Source organism: Methylobacterium sp. CM6244 (assembly GCF_054817885.1).
The window spans coordinates 3,336,331-3,360,373 of sequence record NZ_CM139247.1 but is presented as its reverse complement, the minus strand read 5'-3'; the positions used below and the strand labels follow the sequence as shown (position 1 = coordinate 3,360,373).

Sequence of the window (24,043 nt, the reverse complement as noted above, 5' to 3'; positions counted from 1 at the left end):
GGTACCCAAGTTAGATCATGAAGATCCTGCGTCTTCGTCAAGAATAACCGCTATCGATAAGGACCCAAGTCCGGTCTGACGACCAGCGAGGGTCGCAAGTAGCTGGTCCGTTTCCGAACAGGTAGTTGGGCGATACTCGCAGCTCGCCTGAATTGACTTGAATCGGTTCCTACAGAACCTGGGACAGAAACCGTCGCGTGCGCGGATCGACGGCGGACGAGAACAAAGTCTCGGGCGGCCCGTGCTCGACGATGACACCGCGATCGGTGAAGTAGACGTGGCCGGCGACCTCGCGCGCGAAATTCATCTCGTGGGTGACGAGAAGGCAGGTCATGCCCTCCTCTGCCAATTCGCGAATGGTGACGAGAACCTCCTTGACCGTCTCGGGATCGAGCGCGGCGGTGACTTCGTCGAACAGCATCACGTCCGGCCGCATCGCGAGCGAGCGGGCGATGGCCACGCGTTGCTGCTGCCCGCCCGACATCTCGCCGGGATAAGCCGCTTCCTTGCCGGCGAGACGCACCTTGGCAAGGAGAGTGCGTGCCCGGACCTCGACCTCGCGTCTGTCCTGGCCCAGCACGTGGATCGGCGCCATCATGACGTTTTCCAACGCCGTCTTGTGCGGGAACAGGTTGTACTGCTGGAATACCATGCCGACCTTGCGTCGCAAGGCCAGCTTGTCGAGCTTCGGGTCGACTACTTCGATCCCGTCGACCCGGATGGTGCCGGACGTGACCGGAACGAGGGCGTTGATGCAGCGGATCAGCGTCGACTTGCCCGATCCCGACGGGCCGATGATGCAGACGACCTCGCCCCGGCGTACGTCGAAGCTGATCCCCTTGAGGACCTCCACCTCACCGAAGGACTTGTGCACGTCGAGCAGCTGCACGATCGGTGGGCCGGAGGAGGAGACACCCACCATCAGAAAAGCACCATCAGAAACGCACCATCGGACACCCGGGCCTCACGCTGTCTCGAAGCGCCGCTCCAGGCGCGCGGTCAGCCGGTCGATCGGGTAGCAGTATAGGAAGAAGCAAAGCAGGGCGAAGCCGTAGAGGGGGGCGAACAGCTCGGGCCGCCCGCCTTCGGCGGCGTGAACCTGCGCCGTCAATGTCAGCATCTCGGTGACACCGACGATGGAGGCCTGCACCGTTGCCATGGCGATCAGAGCGTAGACGTTCATCCACGGTGGCAGCATCCGCTTGAGGCATTGGGGCAGGATGATGCGGAACAGGGCCTGGCGCCGGGTGAAAGCCAGGGATTCGGCCGCCTCCCACTGTGTGGCCGGCACCGAGCTCACGGCGCCGCGTACGATCTCGGCGACGTTGGCCATAACCGGCAGCGCGAACCCCACCGTCGCCTTGACCCAGTCGGGCAGCGGCACGCGCAGGCCGAACACCGTGACCTGAAACGGCACGAGAAACATCACAAAGAACAGCAGTACCAGCCAGGGCACGTTGCGGAAGAACTGTGTCACGCCCCAGGCGATACGGCGCAGGACTGGCCCCTCGCTCACTAGGGCGAGCCCCAGCCCAAGACCCGCCCCCGTGCCGAGGAGCATCGCCACAAGCGAGATCGCGACGTTGAAGGCAAAGCCCGTCAGCAGGAGCGGCGCCCAGCGCAGGACGACCTGGAGCGGCGACAGCACGGCGTCCGGCTCTTGCGCGAAGGCTGGTACCATGAGGACGAGGCCGGCGAGCCACGCCCCGAGAAGCCACCCTTGAGCCGGGCGGAGGGTGAACCGGGTCCGCGTACGCGAGACCCGGAACGGCAGTAGGACCGGCAGGTCGCTTGCAGGCGGCTCAAGCGCCCTCACCGGCTGTAGCCCGGGATCCGCAAGGCCCGCTCCCAGCGATGCATGATCCAGACGAGGACGCCGACGAGGACCGCGTAAGTGACGAGCAGTACGATCATCATCTCGAACACGTTCTGCGATTCCGACCAGATCTGCTTCACCGCATAGAGCGTCTCGGGCACCGCGATGGCGTAGGCCAGGGTGGTGGTCTTGAGCAGGTTGATGAGGTTGTTGTTGAGGGCCGGCAGGCAGACGCGGAGCGCGAGCGGCAGCACGATGTAGAGATAGGCCTTCAGGCGGGTATAGCCGAGGGCCTCGGCCGCCTCGATGGTGGTGCGCGGCACCGCTTCGATTCCGGAGCGGAAGATTTCGACGTTGAAGGCGCCGGCGAACAGGGACAGCGAGACGATGGCCCATTGCACGTTGTCGAGGATCGGCACGCGCAACCCGTCTGCGGTCTGGGTGGCCGGCAGCAGGGTGCCCAGCCCAAAGTAGAAGAAGAAGATCTGCACCAGGGGCGGCGTGTTGCGGAACACCACGACGAAGCCGTTGACGAATCCGCGCATGAGCCGCGACGGGCCTCCTTGGAGAAGTGCCCCGACTGCGCCGATGACGAGGCTCGCCAGGATCGTCGTCACCGCCAGCAGCAGCGTCGTCTTCAGGCCGTTGACGTAGCGGTCCCAATCATAGGGGTCGTAGAAGACCGTGAAGTTGAAACCCGTCGTGTCGTAAAGGGTCCGGAACCAGTTTGGGACGGCGTCCATCGTGTTCCTCAAGACGGCGGGTCATTCGGCCCGGCGCGGCTCAGTTGGTCGCGTTCTTGTACTTCTCGTGCATCGCCTTCGAGTATTCCGTCGGCTCGATGCCCCACTTCTTCTCTGATTCGACGATGAAGCCGGACTTCATCCAGTCCTTGGTCGTAGCTTCCATCATGGTTTGGAGGGAGCCATTGCCGGGCGCCACCGCCATCATCCAGGGGGCGTCGAGGATACCCTTCAGCGGCAGGGCGTAATCCGCCTTCCAGTCGGCGTCGAGGAGCTTCCCCTGCAGCATGCTCTGATCGTAGACGTAGCCGAGGCAGTTGCCCTGCTTGAGGGCGAAGAGCGGCTTCTCCGAGCCATCGAAGGCGACGATTTCGACACCGTAGGTGCGGGCCACGTCCTTGTTGTACCAAGCGCCGGAGGTGGCGCAGAGGGGCTTGCCCTTCAGCTGCGCCCAGTCGGTGATATTGGCCTTCTTGGGCAGCATCACGTTGACGAAGTCGGAATAATATTGCGGGTCGATAGCCTGCACCACGCGGCGGCGCTCCGGCTTGTCCGAGATCGTGGCGATGAGGAGGTCGACCTTGCCCTGCTGCAGGAACTCGATCCGGTTGGAGGAGACCACCGGCACGAGTTCGAGCTTCACGCCGAGGCGCTTGGCGACGTCGGCGGCAAGGTCCGGTTCCATCCCGATGATCGCTCCGCTCGGATCGCGAAAGCCGAAGGGACGGTAATCCGCCTTCACGCCGACGATGAGCGTCCCGCGCTGTTTGATGGCCTCGATCCCATCCGCAGCCGAGGCCAAGGAGGCAGGGAGCAATGCGGTGGCGGCGAGCAGGCTGCAGCCGAGGAACGCCTGAGTCAGCTTACGCATCGCACCACATCCCTGCTTGGTTCATGCCGATCGACCGGAAATCAAGACCGAGACCCGACGATCCCTCTTCGAGCAGATTGCCTTGTCCGGTCCGAACGGGTCAAGCAATCGGCAGGCCATCACTGGGGGGATCAGCCGAACCGTCCGAGCGAATACGGTGCGAGATCGATCCGCCCGCTGGCCTGCACCATCTCGTTCGCCACGGCCTCGCCGATCCCGGCAGAGTGCTTGAAGCCGTGCCCCGAACAGGCCGAGACGACGAGAACCCGGTTCATCTGCGGATGGCGGTCGATGATGAAGCCGCGGTCGGGGGTCACGGTGTAGAGGCAGGCGGCGGACTTGGTCACTCGCCCCGTCGCGCCGGCGAGCCGGCCCGCCACGTGGTGCCGGTACATGGCGGTGGATTCCTCGGGGCTCACGGCGCGGTCAAAGGCCTCGGCCCGCGTGGCGGTCTCGTATTGTTCGGTGGCGACCTTCACCTGGACCTCCCCCGGCAGGGGCGGGAAGCCATAGAGGTAGTCCGTGTCGCCGGAACCGTGCATCCAGATGAAGACCGGCGCCTCGAGGCCGTAGGCCGAGGCGTCGTCGAGGGCGTACCAGTGCAGGAGTTGGCGACTGACCGTCAGCAGCTCCGTGAACGGCGCGCCGAGAAGAGGCGCGGTCCAGGCCCCGGCCGAGACCACCACCTGATCGGCCAGGACGGCGCCGTTTTCGGTCTCGATGCGGACCCCGCCCGGCCCCTGTTGGATCGACAGCACCGTCGTCCCGGTGCGGATGTCGGCGCCGAGCTCGCCGGCTCGGCGCAGCTGAGCGGCGATGCAGCGTTCGGGGCGTACGTAGCCGCCGCCCGGCTCGTAATAGGCCCTCTCGCCGCCGCCGAGATTCAGGAATTGCGGGAAGCGGCGCGCGACATCGCCTCCGTCGAGGACCTCGTGCTGGATCGCGAAGGCCCGTGCGGCATCGATCGAACGCCCGACGAAATCCGGCTTGCCGTGATGGGAGGTGTCACCGCTGCCCGGCCCCATCACCAAAGCGCCGCATGCCGTCAGTAGCGTCTCGCCGGTCTCCGCCTCCAGGGTTCGCCAGATCCGGTGCGAAGCCAGGACGAAGGGGACGTAGTCGCGGCCCTCCCCGACAGCCTGCCGGGTGATGCGGCTCTCTCCGTGGCTCGACCCCAGAATGTGCGGCGGGGCAAAGCGATCGAGGCCAACCGCTTTCGCGCCCCGCAGCCCCAGTTGATAGAGGGCCGCGCTTCCCATGGCGCCAAGGCCGACGACGGCGATGTCAAAACGGTCTTCCATCGCAGGATGCGCTCCGGTTCGTTCTCAAGCCCATTCTCTGCAACGGATGCGAAACCCCGAGCTTCCGACGGAAGATCGCTACCGAGCGCGGGAGGGATCGATCACCAGGATATACTCGCACGGGTCCGTGCCGAGATTCGTGAACGCGTGCCCGGCATCGGCTTCGAAGTACAGGCTGTCCCCCGTCTCCGCGACGACGGTCCGGTCGCCGATCACGGCGCGCAGGCGGCCGCGCAGGATGTAGATGTATTCCGAGACGCCAGGGCGATGGGCCGTGAATTCGCCCGTGCTGCCACCGGGCGGCAAGGTGTTCAGCACCAGATCGATGCCTCGGCCCGGTAGGACCGGTGACAGGCAGCGACGCAGGAAGCCCGATTCTTCGTCCCGAAGGATGGGTTGGCGACGCGCCGGGATCAGCAGGACTTCGAGTTCGGTCGCCGGGGCCATCAAGCGCGAGAAGGTCACGCCGAGCGCTTCCGCCAGGCGGGAGAGTACAGCGGTCGAGGGCACCGCCTCGGCGCGCTCGATCTTCGAGATCATCGAGCGGCTCACGCCGGAGCGCGTCGCCAGCGCCTCTAGGGACAGGTGGAGTTCCCTGCGGCGGCGACGGATCTCCTCGGACACGTAGGCCTGGGAACTCGTTTCGACCGTTGTCTGCGCCGGGGCAACCATCTCCCTCACCGACATGCCGTCATCCACTCCCATCCTCCCGGTAGACCGGCAAGTAGGGCCGTGCGGGTCAGCTTCGCCCCTGAATAGGGGATCGTCCCGTGGTTTGCACGCGCCCCATCCCGCGACGTCCCGGCTTTCGCCGTACGGCCGGGCGCCGTCGTGCGCGCCCGGGGCGCGCCAAACGATCGCTACCGCATCTGGCACGGCGATTGCCTCCACATCAGTGGAATTTTCTCCAGTTCGGTGGAGGGTCGAAGGCCATGGCGAGTACGGCGATTGTGATGGAGACCGAAGGCGGTCTCGACCGGCATGAGGTCTCGCTCGCGGACCGACGACAGATTGTCTGGTCGAGCGTGATCGGCACGACAGTCGAATGGTACGACTTCCTGATCTACGGCACCGCCAGTGCCCTGGTGTTCAACAAGCTCTTCTTTCCGAGCATCGACCCCGTCGTCGGGACGATAGCCGCCTTCGGTTCCTACGCTGTCGGATTCCTGGCACGCCCCCTAGGCGGCATCGTCTTCGGCCATTTCGGCGACAAAATCGGTCGAAAGGCCATGCTCTCCCTGACGATCATGATCATGGGCCTCGGCACCTTCCTGATCGGCTGCCTGCCGACCTATGCGCAGATCGGCGTCTGGGCACCGATCCTGCTCGTCACCCTGCGACTGGTCCAGGGCATCGGTATCGGTGGGGAGTGGGGCGGCGCGGTCCTGATGGTGGTCGAAAGCGTACCGGCCCATCGGCGGGGCTTCTTCGGAAGCATCGTCCAGCTCGGCTATCCTTTGGGCGTCATTCTCTCCATCGGAGCCTTCGCTTTGGCCGGGCTGATGCCCGAGGCCGAGTTCCTCGCTTGGGGCTGGCGCCTTCCATTCCTAGCGAGCGCCTTCCTCGTCGGTGTCGGGCTCTTCATCCGGCTTCGCCTGCACGAAACACCCTCCTTTCAGCGCGTGAAGCAGCGCGCTGCCGTGGCCAAGATCCCGGTCGTCGAGATCCTCACGGAGCATCCCCGCACTTTCCTGAAGGCTGTCGGCCTGAAGGTGTCGGAGATCGCCTATGTCAGTATCGTCACGGTGTTCTCGATCTCCTACGTGACGGGGCAGCTCGGTTTGCCGCGAAGCGTCATCCTCAACGGCATCCTGATTGCAGCAATCATCGAGCTCTTCACGATTCCCGTCTTCGGATGGCTCTCGGACCGCTATGGCCGACGCACCCTATTCGTCGTCGCCTGCCTGTTCTCCATCGTCTTCGCCTTCCCGCTGTTCCAGCTTCTCGACACCCGCGATCCGACCGTCATCACGCTGACCGTCGCGGTGGCCCTGAGCTTCGGCCAGGGCATCATGTTCGGGACGGGCGCGGCCTGGATGTCGGAGCTGTTCGATGCGCGCCTGCGCTACAGCGGCGCCTCGCTCGGATTCCAGGTCGGAGCAGCCCTGAGCGGAGGCTTCACGCCGCTCATCGCCGCCGCACTGTTGACCTGGAGCAGCGGCGCGACATGGCCGATCTCGGTCTACCTAATTGTGCTGGCCTGCGTGACGCTGGTCGCTGCGTTCCTGTCGCCCGAAACCGCTCGACGACAGATCGACTGAGCCGCTGGACCGCCCGAGCTCGGCGCATGATTGGGAACTTCGATGCCGCTGATCCTTCACAGTGGATATTTTTCTAGTATCGTAGATTGATCCCGACAGCCCCGCTCACACCGAGGAACACGAATGAACCGAACCATCATCAAGACGGACAAGGCCGCACCGGCCGCCGGACCCTATGCGCAGGCAACCCGTGTCGGCGATCTCGTCTTCGCCTCGGGGCAACTCCCGATCGACCCGGAGACCGGCGCATTTCCCGACGGGATTGCGGCGCAGACCAAGGCCTCGCTCGCCAATCTCGCGGCGGTCCTTGAGGCGGGTGGCGCGAGCCTGGCGACGGTCGCCAAGACGACCGTGTTCCTCAAGGACATGAACGACTTCGCCGCCATGAATGCCGTCTATGCGGAGCATTTCCCCGGTGATGCCCCGGCGCGATCGACGATCGAGGTCGCCCGGCTGCCCCGCGACGCCATGGTCGAGATCGAAGCCATCGCTCTGGCGACACAGTCGGAGGCCACGCGATGACGGACGTAACAGCACCCCGCATGGTCGAGGCGTTCGCACATCCGGCCGGTTCGATAGCGGTCGGCGTTCCGGGAGGCGCAGTGGGCTGGCGGGGCAGCCTGCTCAACATCCATACGGCCTCGGCGGCGAGCTACGAGATGGAAGAACGCACCGAGGCCCGGTGTGTCGCCGGACGCGGCATCGAGGGGGACCGCTACTTTCTCGGTTTGGGCACTTATTCGCCCAAGCCCGACACCCGCGAGGTGACCCTGATCGAGCAGGAGGCGCTGGATGCGATCAACCGCAACGACCCGCCGCTTCAAAGCGGTCCTCTGCACATCGCGCCGATCGACCACCGCCGCAATCTCACGGTTCGGGGCGTCCCACTGAACCACCTCGTGGGGCGTCGATTTCGCATCGGCGAGGTGATCCTGCGCGGCGGACGGCTCAACTTTCCTTGCAAGTACCTAGAGGAACTCCTGGGCCAGCCGGTCTACCTGCCTCTCTACAACCGCTCGGGCCTCAATTGCGGGATCGAGCGCGGCGGAATCATCCGGGTCGGCGATACGATCGAGATGGTGGACTAGGTCGTGAGCGCACGTCTGGTCATGAGGCTGCAGGTCTCGGCGGCTATGGCGACAACGTCCGAAGTACTGCATCTAACCCTGGTCCATCCGCGGCGGCCGGAGCTCCCATCTTGGACAGCCGGCGCCCACGTGGATCTTCGGCTGCCGGATGGACGCGTGCGCCAGTACTCCCTTTGCGGCGACCCTGCAGATCGCACGCGATACGAGATCGCGATCAAGCGCGAGGAGGCGGGACGCGGGGGTTCGACTTGGGTGCACGGCAACCTCACCGTCGGCGCGGTCGTCGATGTCTCAGCGCCCCGCAACAACTTCCCCCTCGCACCCGCCGCACGTCGGCACATCCTTGTGGCGGGCGGCATCGGCGTGACGCCGCTCCTCGCTATGGCACGCACGCTTTCGGCGGAAGGAGCGGACTTCGTGCTCCATTTCTGTGCGTCGTCGGCCACCCATGCGCCTCTCCTCGCGGACGTCCGCGCGATCTGCGGTGACCGACTTCAGGGTTGGTTCGCCGATGAAGGTCGACGCTTCGATCCGATGCGTCTCGGCGACGTCGAGGTGGACACGCATGTCTATGCCTGTGGCCCGCAGCGTCTCACCGACGCCGTCCAAGCTGCCCTCGACTCGCAGGGCTGGCCACCGGAGCAGGTCCATGTCGAGCATTTCGCCCCACTGTCGGACGAAACCTTCAAACCCGAGCCGTTCGAAGTTCGCATCGCATCCACAGGCGCCCAGCTCCACGTAGCTGCGAACCGTTCGCTCCTCGACGTCCTGCGGGAGCACGGCTTCTCCCAACCCTCCTCATGCGAACTCGGAGTCTGCGGCGCCTGTGAGTGCGGCTATCACGATGGCACAGTGATCCATCGTGATGCCGTGCTCTCGGTCGGGAAACGCCGGGACCGGATGACGCCATGCGTCTCGCGCGCTCAGGGCAGCGTGACCCTCGAACTCTGAAAGAGGGTGGGGGGTGACTACCGAACGCGATCAACCGCCTGGACCCAGCATGACCGAAATCGAGACCGACACCTTCCTCCACGACCTGTACGCCTTGCGCGAGATCGGGCGGTTCCGCACCGGCGTCCACCGGCCGACCTTTTCGCCTGAAGATATGCAGGCGCGTCGCTGGCTGATGGGCCGGATCGAGGCTTGCGGTCTCGAGACGTCGATCGACGGCATCGGCAACGTGATTGGGCGGCATCGTGGCCCGGGGCCCCACCTCCTGGTCGGCAGCCACATTGAGACCCAGAACGAGGCCGGCTGGCTCGACGGGGCGCTCGGCGTCGTCGCCGGACTGGCGCTGGCCCGGGCCGAGCTTCCCGTCGACGTCGTCGCCTTCGCAGATGAGGAGGGACATTTTTCCGGCGGCTTCCTGGGTAGCCGCTCGGCGATCGGTGACCTGACCGAGGCCGAGATCGACGCCGCCCGCAACCGCACCGACGGCACCCCCCTGCGCGTGGCGCTCGAATCGGCCGGACTGGCCGGAAAACCTCGGATGCAGTTGGATCCCGCGCGCTACCGGGGTTTTCTGGAACTGCATATCGAGCAGGGCACGCAACTCGAATCCGCAGGTCTGCATCTCGGTGTCGTCAGCGGCATCGTGGCGATCTGGCAGTTTCAGATCGTCTTCGAAGGCAAGCAGGACCATGCCGGAGGCACCACCATGGCCGAGCGCAGGGATGCGGGCCTCTCCGCGGTACGCCTGCTCGCGGCCATCGATCGGGAATTTCCGAAGGTCTGCGGCCCGCGTAGCACCTGGACGACAGGGCGGATCACGCTCGATCCCGGCGGCTACAGCATCATTCCGGGCCGCGCAGAGGTGGCCTTCCAGTTCCGCGACGTGTCGGTCCCGGTGCTGGAGCGAATGGAAGCTTGCCTCGAAGCACTGGTGCAAGAGTCGAACCGGCGTGAGCGCTGCACTGCCACGCTCATACCCTTGTCGAAGGCGATCCCCGCCCGGTGTGATCCGAACCTGATGCGGGCCCTCTCGGAGGCTGCCGAGCAGGTCTGCCCCGGCCGTTGGCAGGTGATGCCCTCAGGCGCCGGCCACGACGCCCAGAACATCGCCCGTATCCTGCCGGCCGCCATGCTGTTCGTCCCGTCGGTCGGCGGCATCAGCCATCACTGGACAGAGGATACCAGCGATGCAGATCTCGCCTTTGGCGTGCGCGCGCTCGGAGTGGCGGCGCGGGTGTTGTCCAGATAGTTCGGGCACATGTTTCCGGAGCCCCTATCAACGCTTCAGCCGCGAATCCGTCGCGATTTGCAATGAACACGACCTAGGATGTCGGCGATGGCACCGACCCACACCAACGGAATGCCGCGGTAAGATTCCGCTTTCGAGCGTCGGCCGAATCCCTCGCTACGTCATGTTTGGGTCGGAGGCGGAACGTCCGCTTCAGGATGAAGGGTCAGGGTCCGCTCCCCACCCAACCCGGTCGTACAGCAGGCCGGCGGATTTCAACCCATGACGGCCGAAGGACGGGAACTTCACAGCTGATAAGTCCTATCGGCGTGCCATAATAAGATGGAAAAGTGGTTCAGGTCGCCGATGGGTAGTTTCCATTGATGTCAAGATCTCGCGAAGGAGCGTCTTGACACCCGACGGGTAAACTGCGCATTTTCATTAAGTCGAAGTTTTCGTGTCCGCAGCGGACCAGCTTCGACCTACCTGCAATCGTGATCCTTTCCGAACGGCGCGCCTGACCGGCCCGCCGCGCGATTGCACGTCCCCTCGCCCCGCGGCACCCGCCCCGGGGCGTTTCTGTCTCTAGGCCTGAGCGGCCCTTCTCTCACAGCACTGCGCCGACTTTGACCCTGCTGCCGTCCGGCACGCGGGCTCGTCGTCGTGCGTGCTTTTCCAAGGACATCCCCATCATGACGACGAATACGCCTGCCTTCCCCACGGCCGGGTTGACCATCCTCGACCAGGTTCCGGCTGCTCTCAGGGCCAACCCGCGCAACGCCCGCACTCATTCGAAGAAGCAGATCACCAAGATCGCCGACAGCATCAGGGCGTTCGGCTTCACCGTGCCGCTCGTCGTCGACGAGACCGGGCTCGTGCTCGCCGGGCACGGACGGTTGTTGGCAGCAAAGCAGCTCGGCCTGCCCACCGTCCCGACCGTCCGGCTCGATCACCTGAGCGACACGCAGAAGCGCGCCTATGCGATTGCCGACAACAAGATCGCGACCCTCGCCGGTTGGGATCGGGCGGCCCTCGCCCTCGAACTCGGCGAACTCGCCATCCACCTGCCCGAGATCGGCCTGGATCTCTCCGTCACCGGCTTCGAGATCGCCGAGCTCGATCTGCTGACGGGAGATCTCGAAGAGGAGCGCCTCGCCTCGCGCGAGGACGAGCTCGGTGAGCCGGAAGCACCGGTCTCGCAGCTCGGTGACCTCTGGCAACTCGGCCCGCACCGGATCCTGTGCGGCAGCGCCTGCAGTAGCGATGACGTCGAGCGTCTGATGGGCGGACGAGAGGCTGACATGGTCTTCACCGATCCGCCCTACAACGTGCCCGTCAACGGTCACGTCATGGGCCGCGGCCGGGTCCAGCACCGTGAGTTCGTCATGGGCTCTGGCGAGATGACGGAGGACGCCTTCACCGCCTTCCTGAGCGAGAGCCTCGGCCATGCCGTCTCGGTCTCGTGTGACGGGGCTCTGCACTACGTCTGCATGGATTGGCGTCACCTACCGGAGCTGCATGCCGCGACCCGACCGCTCTACGGCGAGCAGAAGAACCTCATCGTGTGGAGCAAGACCAATCCGGGGCAGGGCTCGCTCTACCGCTCGCAGCACGAGCTGATCGCGCTCTACAAGGTCGGCACGGCGAGCCACACTAACAACGTCGAGCTCGGCCGGCACGGCCGCAACCGTTCGAACGTGTGGACCTATTCCGGGGTCAACACCTTCAAGGGCGCGGGCGATCTGGCGCTGCATCCCACGGTCAAGCCGGTGGCTCTGGTCGTCGATGCGATCAAGGACGTGACGCGCCGCGGCGCGATCGTCCTCGATCCGTTCTCCGGCAGCGGTACGACCCTGCTGGCTGCGGAGAAGACGGGACGCGAGGCGCGGGTGCTCGAACTCGACCCGGTCTATGTCGATGTCGCTATCCGGCGCTGGCAGACCTTCACGGGACGGGACGCCATCCTCGACGGTACGGACGAGACCTGGGACGAGGTCCAGTCGGCTCGTACGGCCCCTGCCCTGCTCGAGGAGGCTGCGTGATGGCGGACGCTGCGAACACCACTGTGACCAAACCGAAGCGACGCACCGCGTATGAGATCGGGTACGGCAAACCGCCAGCCGACCGTCGCTTCCGGAAGGGCCAGTCCGGCAACCCACGCGGCCGGCCCCGAGGCCACTCGGCACCGCTCGGCCGACGCGATCTTCTGGACGCGTTTACCCAGGCCGCGCGTGAGCCGATTGCCATCACCAAGGATGGCCGCACGATTCGGACGACCCAGATCGAGGCACTCGCCCAGCAACTCACCCGGAAGGCACTGCAGGGCGACATGAAAGCCGCCAAGCTCCTCTTCGATACCATCAAGGCTCTGGCGCCGGCGGATGAGCCCGATGGCATGTCCCATGAGGAACGGCTGAAGACCCTCGACGATCGACCGAAGTATGCTCCCAGCATCGAGGTCAGGTTCGTCGACGCTGGCGATATGCGCTCGAGGCTCGGAGAGACCTTAGCCCCCTCCACCGATGCTTCATAATCCCAATCAACCGGGGAGCCTCATGGCTCTCCGGCCCTTTTTGCATTTGCCCGAAAGCGATCCCTGTTCCCGCTGATCGGCTTGCCTGTTTCGCCAATACGCGCTCCCTGATGACCAAACTCAATTCCCTGTTCCGCCGCGTAGGGGATTGATCATTAAGTTATTAAATCTGCTGCACTTTTGCTGGGCTAAGACGTGCCTGGGAGCTGCACCACGCCGTTTTCCCTGTTGTTTTCCCTGTTAGCAAGGAAACGGCGCCAGAGACCGGTTCCGACGGGATGCGTGCTCCACCACCTTTTTCCCTTTATGATGCCTCGAAGTTGACTCGACGCGAGGACCATTCGAGGGCTACCGGAACCGGAAACGTATTTTGACCCCGCTTGGGTGGGTCGCGGCAAGGGGCGGTCGGAAACGAAACCAACCCACTGTTTGAACCGCGCCGGCCCCGGCGCGCCAGCTTCCGGAGAAACGCCGTCCAGAACGTCGCGGCCTCCGACGAGCCGACGTCCATGCCGAGGACCTCGCGCCGGCCGTCACTGTTGACGCCGACCGTCACAATGACGGCGGCCGAGACGATCCGGTCGTTCTCCAGCCGCTCGGCGCTCTTCTCGTCGTGGGCCGCGCCGGTCAGGCCGCCCACTTCCAACTCCATAAGTCGCTCGGCGGCAAAGCCGATCATTTCGCGTAGCAGATCGGTGTCGGCGCTCTCCTCCATCAGCCCACGCAGGGCCATGATCTCGTCGGTCATCGGAGGGCTCCCCGGTTCGGGGCTGGAAGTCGCAACCCGACCCTACCCGGCAACCGCCGATGACCACCCGTCAGCTACACCACTGCTGGGGACACAGCCATGTCGGGCCATGTTCGGGAAGATCGGGCTCTCGTAATCGCTATCGGTGGTCGTGACATAGCGGCGCCGAACGCGTGGCTGCAGGTCATGGGCGCGCATGAGGCGGCGGACCTTTTTGTGATTCACCCGCCATCCCTGCTGGCGCAGAGCTGCCTGGACGCGGCGCCAGCCGTAGGCTTCGAACGCGTCGCCGACCGCAGCCATAGCCTCGACTCGGGCGGTGTCGTCGGTAGCACGCATCGGAGCGTTGTAGTAGGTGGAGTGCGCCAGACTCATCCGTCGGCATCCCTCCGCAACGGAGAGGCTGCCGGGCCGGTGATTACGGACGTAGGCTCGCTTCTCGGCAACGGTCCGTTGCGCAGAGCTCCCTTTAAAAACTCAAGCTCAAGCGCCTGCCGGCCGACGAGCCGTTCGAGCGCGGCGATGCGCGCCTCGTAGGCTTGGATCGTGTCGTCGGCGGCCGCGTCATCATCGAACGCGCCGGCCTCGTACTTCTGCACTCAGACGCGCACGAGGTTGCGCAAGAGATCGTGGCGCTTGGCCAAGCCGTGCAGCGTCTCGCCGGACAGGTACTCCTGCGCAACCTGACGCTCGAACGCGACGCTATGGGAACGGTGTCGTGCCATGGTCTTCATCCTTCGAAGATCCAACAATCCGGTCAATCAGCCTTGCCCAATCCGTCCACCCCCAGGGCCCCACTCCAAGTATGTCGGCGCAGTTCAGCATGTCGCGATAGGACGTCGTTGTCCGGTGCGTAACGTAGGAAGCGTTCGTCCAGCACCTACTCGGTGAAAAGGACGATGACGGAGCGTGTGCCCTGTCGTCCCGTCGAACCGTTCAGTCGTTTTCTTCATCGCATCGATCAGAATTACGCGCTTACCGAATTGTAGATCGGACGGCATTCTGAGGGGGCGCTGTCGATGAGGATTCGCGCCGCGAACCCCGCAACCGGACGCGACCGAACCGAGATGCCTGTCCCGGAAGACGCCAATCATGGCCGCCTCAGCGACGACTCCTGCCCCACGTGCCGCTGCCCGCCCTGCCCGTCGCGATGGGCCGGTTTCGGCCGGGCCCGCACGCGCTCGCCCGATGGGGGATGTCGTGCGGCCGCTCGCTGCAGCGATCCTGACACCGCTGGCCTATGCTGCCGAATGGCCTTTCACCGGTGACGGCAATGCCACCTTCTGGACCTGCCTCGCCTTCGTCGGTCCCGTCCCACGGCCTTCTGCTTCTGCGCCGTCAACGCCGCGAGCGCGCGATCTTCGGCGAGGGCGATCTCGAACCTCATGGTCGCGGTGCCAGTCACCGGTCTCGCGCTCTCCATCACAGCCCTGCACGTGGCCCCGAGCTCCGACCTGATCGTCGGTCCTTTGCCATCGTGCTGGGCATCGCCGCGAGCACGTACCGATCCCGTCCCTGACTTCCCCCCGAAACGAGGAGCACTCTTAATGAAGGCCGTCGGTTTTTACACATCCCTGCCGATCGAGAACGAAGTGTCTCTGGTCGATCTCGACCTGCCAGCCCCGACGCCCGGTCCGCGCGATCTGCTCGTCCGCGTGCAGGCCGTCTCGGTGAACCCCGTCGACACAAAGGTCCGCGCCCGCGTCACCCCGGCCGAGGGCCAGCCGCACATCCTCGGCTACGACGCGGTCGGAATCGTCGAGGCGGTCGGCGAAGAGGCCCGACTGTTCCGAACCGGGGATGCCGTGTTCTACGCCGGAGCGCTGGGGCGGCCCGGGACGAATGCCGAGCTCCACTGCGTCGATGAACGCATCGTCGGCCACAAGCCCGCTTCGCTCTCGGCGGCCGAGGCCGCAGCGATGCCGCTGACCGCGATCACCGCCTGGGAAGCTTTGTTCGACCGGCTCGACGTCGGCAAGCCGGTGCCGGGTGCCGCCCGGTCGATCCTCATCATCGGCGGGGCGGGCGGCGTCGGATCCATCGCGACGCAGCTCGCCCGTCAGCTCACGAATCTGACCGTCATCACCACCGCCTCGCGGCCCGAGACCGTCGCCTGGAGCCGCGAGCTCGGTGCCCATCATATCATCGATCACACCCAATCGATCGCTGCCGAGATCGCGGCACTGGGATTGGGCGCACCGGGCTTCGTGTTCTCGACCACCAACACCGATCAGCACGTGGCCGAGATCGCCGAACTGATCGCGCCGCAGGGTCGCTTCGCGCTGATCGACGATCCGGAGAGCCTCAACGTGGTACCCTTCAAGCGCAAGAGCGTGTCGACCCACTGGGAGTTCATGTTCACGCGCTCGATGTTCGAGACCGCCGACATGGAAGCACAGGGGCGGCTCCTCGACGAGGTTGCGCGCCTCGTGGATGCGGGCACGCTGAAAACCACCTTCGCCGAGAGCTTCGGCCCGATCTCGGGCGGCAACCTTCGGCGTGCGCATGCGCTGATCGAGAGCGGGCGGGCCAAGGGCAAGATCGTCCTGGAGGGCTGGGCATGAGCGGGGCATCGGCCCCGGACAGGCGTCGCGTGTTGGCGGGCGCCGGTGCGGCGATGTTGTTCGCGTCTGGGCCAGCCCACGCGGACACGCTCAACCTCACGGTGACTTTCACCCTGCAGCTGGGAGCCCAACCTGCTCCCAGCGATCATCGCTGAAGAGGGACCATGTCGGACATGTTCCAGACCAGCGCTTCGACCTCACGGCCATCGCGGCGGCTTCGCCCGAGACCGCCGAGACCGCTACTGGCCGACATCTATCTGACGCACCGCGAGGCGGCGAGCGCGCAGGTGTTCCGAGTCTATCTCCCCACGCCGCCGCATTACCACCCGACCTGCAACGAATACCTCATTGCGCTGTCGGGGTGCGGAACATTCTGAATGGGGGATGCGAGTACGGCGGCCGCGTTCGGCCCTGGCGAACTCCTGTCCTTCGAGCGCGGCACCGTTCACGCCCTGCCGACGATCACGCAGGGGCCGATGATCCTCCTCTCGATCGACACGCCGCGCCGCGCGCCCACCGATATCATCTTCGTCGATCCCGCCGACGGGGCGCCCGAGACCTTCATGGCCCGCAACGCCCCGGAGGCTTGAGCACCGCTCGCGGTCGGTGGAATGTCGAGGCCGAAAGGGGGCCCGAACGTCCGGCGAGCGCTGTGAAGTTCGACGATCAGGCGATCCTGTTCAGGATTTCGATCGCGAGCGGCTCGCTCAGGAGTTCGTCGAAGCGGGCGGCGAGCGTACGGAAATTCACGCCATCGGCATGGATGTCGAGGGCGGCCTGACTTTCCCAGACCTCGTACATCACGATCGTGCCGGGCCGCTCACGACTTTCGTGAGCCACATAGGCGAGACAGCCGGGTTCCGCGAGCACGGCGGGCACCAGCGCCGCCATGGCCTGAACTAGCGCTGCCTCCTGTCCTTCGCGGGCCACAAGGCGGGCGATCAGATGGACGTGCTCGGACATGATCTGCTTATCCCTGCTTCTGTACCGGCCCCGCCGGACCCCATCATGGTGCGCAACGCCCCAGACGTGCTGATCGTCCGCCGGCGCTCAGGCCGCGATGGTGAGCCCGTCATGGCCGGCGAGGCTCTGGCTGAGGAAGGTGATCAGTGGCTCCACGAGGTCGGGTGCCCGGTCTTCGCCGAGTACGCTGACCTCGGTCATGGGCAGGGCCGGCCAGAGCTCGGGCGCCCGCAGGATCTGTATGCCCTCCTGCACGAAGGAGCGCCCGAGCAACGTCACCCCGAGCCCGCCCGCCACCGCTGCCTGGACGCCCATCAGGCTGCTCGCCGTGCACGCGGCGACCCAGTCGCGCCGCACGGAATCGAGGGCCGCGATCATCTGCTCGCGATAGCTGCAGGGGGCCGCCAGCATCACCAGGCGCGCGGGCTTCGTAAAATCGAGCTGATAATCGGCGGAGGCGAGCCAGACGAGGGGCTCGCGCCAGATCACGCGCCCCCGCCCGTTCGCACCACTGCGCTTGACGATGACCGCATCGACCCGGTCCGCGTCGTAGGCTTCGAGGAGGTTGCAGCTTAACCCCGTCATCAGCGCGATATGGACGTCGGGATAGAGGCGGCCGAACCGGGCGAGGAGCTTCGGCAACTGACCGGGGATGAAGTCCTCCGACACACCGAGCCGCAGGGTGCCGCTCGCCGGCGGCTCCCGCCATCCGCGCAGGAACCGGTCGTTGAACTCCAGCATCTGGCGGGCCGCCACGAGCAGACGCTCGCCGTCCGGCGTCAGTCCAAGCATGCGGCTGGTCCGGTCGAAGACCCGCCGGCGCAGGATCTCCTCGAGGCGCAGGACTTTCTGGCTCACCGCCGATTGCGAGCGATGCACGACGTCGGCGGCGGCCGTGAAACTCCCCGTCTCGGCCACCGCCACGAAGGCCCGCAGCAGGTCGAGTTCCAGATCCGGGTGTCGCATCGCTCCGCCGTCTCCCATGTTCGCAGGCGCGCCAGCTTCGAGACCTGCCTCGCGCAGACCGCCCGCCGGTGCGATGCCCTCAGCCACGCACCGAGGAAGATGCAGACCGGGCGACGGGGCCTTCAAATGTCTCGACATGCTCGTTCGCCGGAAGCACGACAACCCGCGTCTCGACCGGAACGCGGCCGTAGAGATCGATGATGTCTTGGTTGAACATCCGGATACAGCCGGAGGAGACATCGGTGCCGATGGATTGCGGTTCTGTGGTGCCGTGGATGCGGTAGAGCGTATCGCGCGGACCTTCGAACAGGTAGAGCGCGCGCGGTCCTAGCGGGTTGCCGGGACCCCCGGCCATGCCGTTGCGCCACGGCCCGTTGCGGTCGGGTTCCCGTGCGATCATGTCCGCCGTCGGGGTCCAGCGTGGCCACTCGGCCTTGCGTCCCACCCGCGCCGACCCGCTCCAGGCCAGACCGGCCCTGCCGACGCCGACACCATAACGCAGGGCTCGGCCGTTCTCGCGTACGAGATAGAGAAACTTGTTACCCGGATCGACGACCAGCGTACCCGGCGTTTCGGCGCGCGGATACGCGACCTCCTGGCGAAAGTAGCGGGGATCGATGCTGCCAATTTCGGTCGCCGGAAGGGGGAAGCGTTCGTCGGGACGCGCACCATACATGGCGGTGAACGCCGCGTTCGGTGACGGTACCACGGCCTCGCGCCGGGCCTCCATGGTCACGCAGCCACCGCCGGCAAGGCTCACCCAGGCCAGCCGGACGAGGATCGGAAGCATAGGGCCGCCTCTACGCCGGAGGGAGGCAGCCGATCCCGACTTAGTCATGAGGCGTGCTACCTTTCCAGAGACGTTCGGCGCCGAAGGCATCGGATGGCCGTCAGACGCTCAGGAAAGATGCCTTTCGTCTAGGCCTGAGGGAAACGCATAGTTCTGATGGGTTTCAGATGACGATCGAATAGACGGCGCGCACCGGTAACGCGTCATCGCCCTCGATGCCGGCTTTCTGAACCTCTGCCGCAAGATAGCGACGCCCGACGATCAGGCAGGCACGAGAGTTTTGCTCAACCTGGCCCGTGCTTCGTTGGCCAGGCGGTGCAGGACATCCGCGTAGCGCGTGAGCAAGCGCGCGAGAGGCGAGCGCCACAGGCCGTGTCCGTCATCACAGAGCGGATCGTTCACCACGGGACTGCCATCGGCGCCCACCAGGACGTTGCCGATGTTCGGATCGAGGCCTTGCGGCGATACCGCACGCAAGGACGCGACATAGGCTTCGTATCCGGGCCACGCGGCCCTGAAGTCTTCGCGGATCCCGTCGAAGCTCGCGTGATCGATCCGTGGCTCGTGGGCCGGCCATTCCACCTTGAACCGGTCTCGGACGCCCTCGTCCATCGCGACGCCCGGATGGTCCGCGATGACGGCATGGGCATAGGCCAGCCACCAGGCATCCCGCGCCGGATTCGTGAGCCGTGAGCCCACGGTCATCAGCGCGCCGCAGCGGCTGACCTGCAGGTCGTGGATACGCGGCGCGTGCGGGCCATCGGAGCCTGCGAACCCCTTGCGAAGCAGGGCCGCATAATCGCCGAACCCATCGGCCTTGCGTGCGAAGCGCACGACGACGTCCGGATGGTCCGGATGCGCATGGACGGTACCATGGTACCCGAATCCGATCTCCGACCAGCCTGTGGCGATGAGCGCGGCATAGGCTTCCGCGGCCGACCGTTCGGCAATGCCCAGGACCGCGAGCGAAGGACTGGACGTCCTTCCGTGAGTTCTGAACCCGAACATCGCAGCCACTCCTTCCTGCCGAACGACGATCCGACGCGACGCGCTCTCAGCAGCCGCACGGGTGCGGCGTCGAGGCGGGACCGGACGGGCAGGTCCGGCAAAGGTCCAGGAGACCCTGTCGATGTCGGGGGCAGCGTGACGCGGGTGTCACTCCACTGTCATGGAATGACCGGTGCTTTCGAAAAGTTCAATCCCTATGGGGAAGTAAATCGGCGGTGCGTGGGAATGAGCCAATCTGACCCATCATTGCTCGAGGGGCCGCCATCCCGCCAGCAGGTCGCGGGCCAGGATCCCCTCCGCCTCGCTTAGTCCAAGCTCTGCAACGGGACGAACGTGCCGACCCGCATGGGCCGGGCCGACCTCTACGTCGTCGAGGACGAGATAGTGCGTGATGTGGTTCCGGCTCGCGTGCTCGGTGATCTCATCGCCGCGCCCGGCTTGCTCGGCGGGAAGCATCGCGCCCGTTTCGGCATTCCGGCTCGTCGGCAGGATGGCCGTCCGCCAGTCCGGGTGAAAGCAGTCCTCGGATAGGCCGGCTTCCACCAGTGTCGGGCGGCAATCGTCGACGCGCCATGTGGACGACACGACCACCTTCGCGTCGAACTCCCGTACCAGGGCGGCAACGAGGGCAACCTGGGTCGGGTTGAGCCTGTCCTTCCCGGCTTGCCGTTGAAAGTCCACCGTCGTGACGACGCCGTCCACGTCGAGGTAGATCGTCAGCGCTCCCGCCCCTGTTCGTTCGCTCAAGGGGCCAGTCCCGTTTCGTGAAGCAACCCTGCTTCGGCCGCGGACGCCTACCGCGGGACGCTGCGATCGTCCAGCATCGGGTCCCCGGCCGGCGACGTCGAGGTGCCGCTAGAACACGTGCCGTAGGATGAAGAAGAGGACGCCCGCCAGGGTGATGGCGGCTGGCAGGGTCAGGACCCAGGCCAGCGCCATGTTGCGGACGGTCGACATCTGCAGGCCCGAACCGTTGGCGGCCATGGTACCGGCGACGCCGCTCGACAGGATGTGCGTGGTCGAGACTGGCAGACCGTAGAGTTCGGCGAGACCGATGGTGCCGGCGGCGACCATCTCGGCGGAAGCGCCCTGCGCGTAGGTGAGATGGGTCTTCCCGATTCTCTCGCCCACGGTGACGACGATGCGCTTCCAGCCGACCATCGTGCCGAGGCCGAGAGCCAGCGCGACGCAGACCTTGACCCAAGTCGGGATGTAGCGTGTCCCATCGTTGAGGAGGCCGGTATAGGCCTTCAGGGTACCGGCCTCGGCTTCCGAGAATGTCGCGCCGTTCTTCGGCAGGAGCCGGATCGCGTCGGCGGCGAGATACATGTCGTTGCGCAGGTTCGACGTCGCCGCAGCCGGCACCTGCTTGATGGCGCCGTAGGCCTTCACGTTATCGGCGATGTCGGTGGAGAGCGCGGCGAGGGCCCCGTACACGGCAGGCTGGTTCAGGTCCTTGGACTTGAGAGCTTCCGAGACCTGCTTGCGGGCCTCGGCGGCGTCAGGCTTCGGCGCGTTCCCGGCATGGCTGGCGAATACCGTGCTGGCGTTCTGGGAGGTCTGGATGAAGGCCGGGGTGGTGTCGTCCGCCATCGTGCGGTTGAGGGCGTAGGCGGTGGGGGCGGCGCCGATGAGGATGAGCATGATCAGGCCCATGCCCTTCTGGCCGTCATTGCCGCCATGGAAGAACGACACGAGCGTGCAGGTCAGGATCAGAAGGCTGCGAATCCACAAAGGCGGCGGGGTTTCGCCCTTGGGGGCCTCGTAGAGATCCTTGCGCCGCACGGTGAATTTGAGGGCCAGCAGCAGCAGGGCGGCGGCGACGAACCCGATGACGGGGCTGAACAGCAGCGCCTTGAACACGCCCAGGGCCTGCGCCCAGTCGACGCCCGAAGTTGCCTGCCCCTCGGGGGCCATCATCTGGTTGGCGAGGCCGACGCCGATGACCGATCCGATCAGGGCATGGGACGACGAGTTCGGCAGGCCGAAAGCCCAGGTGCCCAGGTTCCAGAGGATCGCGGCGATGAGCAGCGCGAAGATCATTGCGTAACCGGCCGATGACCCGACCTGCAGGATCAGTTCCACCGGCAGCAGGGTGACGATGGCATAGGCGACCGCACCGGAGGACAGCATCACACCGAGGAAGTTGAAGGCGCCCGACCAGATGACCGCGACGAGCGGCGGCATCGAGTGGGTATAGATCACGGTGGCCACGGCATTAGCGGTGTCGTGGAACCCGTTCACGAACTCGAAGGCCAGAGCTATGAGCAGAGCCAGTCCGAGCAGCACGAAGGCGCCGATGGCGAGAGGCGACCGGCCCACCGCGTTCATGTCGGTCACGAGGCTGTAGAGCGCGTAGCCCAGTCCGGCGACCAGCACGAGCAGGAAGGCGATGACGCCGCCCGGATGAATGCCGTGGTCGAGCTTTGGCCCCGTGGCGGGCGCCTTGGCGCCCTGCGGCAGGCCGGTCGGAGCAGCAACGGCGTCGGACATGATGGCCTCAGGACCCGGGGGATCAACGATCCTGCCAGTAGGTCGCGCTCATAACAGTCCTGTGACATGCATTCAAAAAGCACCGATGGCGCTGGATTAAAGTCATCGACACGAACGTACGACGCGAACTCGCTCCTTGAAGCGTGCCAAGTGCAGGCGCTGCTAAGCGTTGTCCGAATCCGTCCGGCCCTGTCGGATGGAACGACCACCTTTTTTCGATTCTGACCTCGACCACTCTGTCGGCGCGGTGGCGTTCGTCGCTCATCATGGTTGGCGTCACTGGCCCGTGTCGGCGCAACGCAATTGGGCAATGAGCCAGCGCCCGGCCGGTCCCGGAGGCCGCTCCATCGGGTATACGGCCCACATCGGCAGGAAGAGGCCACCCTTCGGCAACGCGGCGATGTCGAGGCGCACGAGGTGTCCGACGGCGAGGTCATCCGCCACGACCTCCAGGGGCATCCCGCCCCATCCGAGCCCCGAGCGCAGGAAAGCATGCTTGGCTCCGAGATCGGCCAGCCGCCAGGTCCTCGGCGAGAACACGCCGAACTCGCGCCCCTTCGTCAGCTCGCTGCGGTCGGTCAGGACGAGTTGGACATGCTCGGCCAAGTCGGCGGTCGGGATCGTCCCCGTCCTGCGCGCGAGGGGATGGGCGGGCGAGGCGACCATGACCAGTTCGATCTGGCGCAACGGCTCGCGCGCAAGCTCGGGCGGCAGCAGGGGCGTGGCACCCGCGACCGCGAAAGCGCAGCGCCCGTCGAGGACCGGCGCGATCACCGCCCCCAGGGTCTCGACCTGGATGCGCAGGGGCGTGGAGGGAAAGGTCGGCTGGAACGCGGCCACGGCTTGCGTGAGCACTTGGAACGGGAACAGGACGTCCAGCACGATGCTGACTTCCGCCTCCAGGCCGCCGGCAAGGTCCCGGGCCTGGGCCTTGAACGTCTCGGCGGCCGCTACCGTCGCGCGTGCATGGGCGAGCAGCACGCGGCCCGCCTCAGTCAGGACCGGATAACGGTTCGAGCGGTCGAAGAGCTTGATGCCGGATTGCGTCTCCAGGTTTGCCAGAGACTGGCTGACCAGCGACTGCGCCCGCCCGAGCTTGCGTGCGGCTGCGGAGAAGCTGCCGGTATCAACCGCGGCGACGAAAGTCCGGAGTTGATCGAGGGTGAGTTGGTCGAGCATCCATCTGTCCAGGTGATGGTATGCATCGAAAGATATAGGCTTCGATGGGGGATGGAAGGGGCCTACGGCTTAGCGCACAGCCGAGCCGGTCCAGAGTTCGGCGACATCGAACTGGATGTTCATCATGTCACAGACCCTCACGGCCCCGTCCGCTCCGTCGCGCAAACTCACCATCGCGACATGGTCGTTGCAGATCCTGCTCGCTCTCGTGTTCCTGGCGGCGGGCGGCGCCAAACTCGCCGGGGTGCCGATGATGGTGCAGGTCTATGATCTCATCGGTGTCGGCCAATGGTTCCGCATCGTCACCGGCCTCGTGGAAGTCGCAGGCGCCATCACCCTCCTGATCCCCGGCTACGCGGCCTTTGCCGCCCTCTGGCTGGCCTGCACCATGGTCGGCGCCATCATCGCCCATCTGGTCGTTCTACCCACGCCGGTGGCCCCGGCTGCCGTGCTGCTTGCCCTCACCGGAACCCTGACCTGGCTGCGCCGAGACCAGATCCTCTCGGTCCTGGGGCGCCGTCGCTGAGTAAGGGGCCGTTG

General features: G+C 65.7%; 25 protein-coding genes and 2 pseudogenes. 10 read left to right on the top strand and 17 right to left on the bottom strand.

All coding sequences use genetic code 11. The features are described from left to right. Positions 1-169: 169 nt before the first annotated feature. The 6 genes from ACYQML_RS15710 to ACYQML_RS15685 form a co-directional block, all read right to left on the bottom strand. On the bottom strand, positions 170-922 hold the full coding sequence (locus ACYQML_RS15710) for an amino acid ABC transporter ATP-binding protein (protein ID WP_311274360.1): 753 nt from the start codon (positions 920-922) through the stop codon (positions 170-172). Between the two features lie 42 nt (positions 923-964). Continuing rightward, positions 965-1,816, bottom strand: coding sequence for an amino acid ABC transporter permease (locus ACYQML_RS15705; RefSeq protein WP_461233331.1), 852 nt, complete (start codon positions 1,814-1,816; stop codon positions 965-967). Continuing rightward, on the bottom strand, positions 1,813-2,559 hold the full coding sequence (locus tag ACYQML_RS15700) for an amino acid ABC transporter permease (protein ID WP_461233330.1): 747 nt from the start codon (positions 2,557-2,559) through the stop codon (positions 1,813-1,815). Before ACYQML_RS15700 ends, ACYQML_RS15705 begins: the two co-directional genes overlap by 4 nt. Before the next feature lie 40 nt (positions 2,560-2,599). Next, a complete protein-coding gene (locus ACYQML_RS15695; protein ID WP_056426279.1) occupies positions 2,600-3,430 on the bottom strand; it encodes a transporter substrate-binding domain-containing protein in 831 nt (276 codons plus the stop codon). A 131-nt stretch (positions 3,431-3,561) separates the two neighbouring features. Then, positions 3,562-4,731, bottom strand: a complete 1,170-nt coding sequence (gene solA, locus ACYQML_RS15690) for an N-methyl-L-tryptophan oxidase (RefSeq protein WP_461233329.1) — start codon at positions 4,729-4,731, stop codon at positions 3,562-3,564. A 78-nt stretch (positions 4,732-4,809) separates the two neighbouring features. Then, positions 4,810-5,430, bottom strand: coding sequence for a helix-turn-helix domain-containing protein (locus ACYQML_RS15685; protein ID WP_461233328.1), 621 nt, complete (start codon positions 5,428-5,430; stop codon positions 4,810-4,812). Positions 5,431-5,684: 254 nt separating this feature from the next. On the opposite strand from ACYQML_RS15685, the gene ACYQML_RS15680 reads away from it, so the two are divergent. The 7 genes from ACYQML_RS15680 (at position 5,685) to ACYQML_RS15650 (ending at position 12,792) form a co-directional block, all read left to right on the top strand. Continuing rightward, a complete protein-coding gene (locus ACYQML_RS15680; RefSeq protein ID WP_461229707.1) occupies positions 5,685-6,992 on the top strand; it encodes an MFS transporter in 1,308 nt (435 codons plus the stop codon). 123 nt (positions 6,993-7,115) lie between these two features. Beyond that, positions 7,116-7,514: a Rid family detoxifying hydrolase gene (locus ACYQML_RS15675; RefSeq protein ID WP_461233327.1), complete on the top strand. Its 399-nt coding sequence runs from the start codon at positions 7,116-7,118 to the stop codon at positions 7,512-7,514. Then, a complete protein-coding gene (locus ACYQML_RS15670; protein ID WP_461233326.1) occupies positions 7,511-8,080 on the top strand; it encodes an MOSC domain-containing protein in 570 nt (189 codons plus the stop codon). Before ACYQML_RS15675 ends, ACYQML_RS15670 begins: the two co-directional genes overlap by 4 nt. 156 nt (positions 8,081-8,236) lie before the next feature. After that, positions 8,237-9,031, top strand: a complete 795-nt coding sequence (locus tag ACYQML_RS15665; protein WP_348271421.1) for a PDR/VanB family oxidoreductase — start codon at positions 8,237-8,239, stop codon at positions 9,029-9,031. A 49-nt stretch (positions 9,032-9,080) separates the two neighbouring features. Further along, positions 9,081-10,280 (top strand): hydantoinase/carbamoylase family amidase, encoded by a 1,200-nt coding sequence (locus tag ACYQML_RS15660; RefSeq protein WP_461233325.1) that lies wholly within the window; start codon positions 9,081-9,083, stop codon positions 10,278-10,280. Between the two features lie 671 nt (positions 10,281-10,951). Then, positions 10,952-12,301, top strand: a complete 1,350-nt coding sequence (locus ACYQML_RS15655; RefSeq protein WP_461233324.1) for a site-specific DNA-methyltransferase — start codon at positions 10,952-10,954, stop codon at positions 12,299-12,301. After that, positions 12,301-12,792, top strand: a complete 492-nt coding sequence (locus ACYQML_RS15650) for a DUF5681 domain-containing protein (RefSeq protein WP_461233323.1) — start codon at positions 12,301-12,303, stop codon at positions 12,790-12,792. Before ACYQML_RS15655 ends, ACYQML_RS15650 begins: the two co-directional genes overlap by 1 nt. A gap of 433 nt (positions 12,793-13,225) precedes the next feature. Here ACYQML_RS15650 and ACYQML_RS15645 read toward each other — a convergent pair. From ACYQML_RS15645 to ACYQML_RS15630, 4 genes and pseudogenes are all read right to left on the bottom strand, one after another. Next, positions 13,226-13,540 (bottom strand): annotated as a pseudogene (locus ACYQML_RS15645) (transposase); the annotation flags it as partial. A 42-nt stretch (positions 13,541-13,582) separates the two neighbouring features. Then, complete coding sequence (locus tag ACYQML_RS15640; RefSeq protein WP_461233322.1) at positions 13,583-13,915, bottom strand: IS3 family transposase; 333 nt, start codon at positions 13,913-13,915, stop codon at positions 13,583-13,585. Beyond that, the gene (locus ACYQML_RS15635; protein WP_311275574.1) at positions 13,912-14,139 is read right to left on the bottom strand and encodes a hypothetical protein; all 228 of its coding nucleotides are present in this window, start codon (positions 14,137-14,139) and stop codon (positions 13,912-13,914) included. The genes ACYQML_RS15640 and ACYQML_RS15635 overlap by 4 nt, the downstream gene beginning before the upstream one ends. After that, positions 14,140-14,265 carry a hypothetical protein gene (locus ACYQML_RS15630; protein WP_280136549.1) on the bottom strand — a complete coding sequence of 42 codons (126 nt, stop codon included), beginning with the start codon at positions 14,263-14,265 and terminating at the stop codon, positions 14,140-14,142. Positions 14,266-15,087: 822 nt separating this feature from the next. On the opposite strand from ACYQML_RS15630, the gene ACYQML_RS15625 reads away from it, so the two are divergent. Next, positions 15,088-16,104 carry a zinc-binding alcohol dehydrogenase family protein gene (locus ACYQML_RS15625; RefSeq protein ID WP_461233321.1) on the top strand — a complete coding sequence of 339 codons (1,017 nt, stop codon included), beginning with the start codon at positions 15,088-15,090 and terminating at the stop codon, positions 16,102-16,104. Between the two features lie 151 nt (positions 16,105-16,255). After that, positions 16,256-16,694, top strand: a pseudogene (locus tag ACYQML_RS15620) (cupin domain-containing protein). A gap of 76 nt (positions 16,695-16,770) precedes the next feature. On the opposite strand, the gene ACYQML_RS15615 reads toward ACYQML_RS15620, so the two are convergent. From ACYQML_RS15615 to ACYQML_RS15585, 7 genes are all read right to left on the bottom strand, one after another. Beyond that, the gene (locus tag ACYQML_RS15615) at positions 16,771-17,067 is read right to left on the bottom strand and encodes a putative quinol monooxygenase (RefSeq protein ID WP_311275572.1); all 297 of its coding nucleotides are present in this window, start codon (positions 17,065-17,067) and stop codon (positions 16,771-16,773) included. Between the two features lie 87 nt (positions 17,068-17,154). After that, positions 17,155-18,033: a LysR substrate-binding domain-containing protein gene (locus tag ACYQML_RS15610; protein ID WP_461233320.1), complete on the bottom strand. Its 879-nt coding sequence runs from the start codon at positions 18,031-18,033 to the stop codon at positions 17,155-17,157. Between the two features lie 79 nt (positions 18,034-18,112). Further along, a complete protein-coding gene (locus tag ACYQML_RS15605; RefSeq protein WP_461233319.1) occupies positions 18,113-18,823 on the bottom strand; it encodes a L,D-transpeptidase in 711 nt (236 codons plus the stop codon). Positions 18,824-19,084: 261 nt separating this feature from the next. Then, positions 19,085-19,831, bottom strand: coding sequence for a hypothetical protein (locus ACYQML_RS15600; RefSeq protein WP_056426317.1), 747 nt, complete (start codon positions 19,829-19,831; stop codon positions 19,085-19,087). Between the two features lie 243 nt (positions 19,832-20,074). Next, positions 20,075-20,578 (bottom strand): HAD domain-containing protein, encoded by a 504-nt coding sequence (locus ACYQML_RS15595; RefSeq protein WP_461233318.1) that lies wholly within the window; start codon positions 20,576-20,578, stop codon positions 20,075-20,077. A gap of 108 nt (positions 20,579-20,686) precedes the next feature. Next, complete coding sequence (locus tag ACYQML_RS15590; protein WP_461233317.1) at positions 20,687-22,324, bottom strand: inorganic phosphate transporter; 1,638 nt, start codon at positions 22,322-22,324, stop codon at positions 20,687-20,689. A 276-nt stretch (positions 22,325-22,600) separates the two neighbouring features. After that, positions 22,601-23,503, bottom strand: coding sequence for a LysR family transcriptional regulator (locus ACYQML_RS15585; protein WP_056453266.1), 903 nt, complete (start codon positions 23,501-23,503; stop codon positions 22,601-22,603). A 124-nt stretch (positions 23,504-23,627) separates the two neighbouring features. On the opposite strand from ACYQML_RS15585, the gene ACYQML_RS15580 reads away from it, so the two are divergent. Beyond that, the gene (locus tag ACYQML_RS15580; protein WP_461233316.1) at positions 23,628-24,029 is read left to right on the top strand and encodes a DoxX family protein; all 402 of its coding nucleotides are present in this window, start codon (positions 23,628-23,630) and stop codon (positions 24,027-24,029) included. The last annotated feature ends 14 nt before the right edge of the window (positions 24,030-24,043 follow it).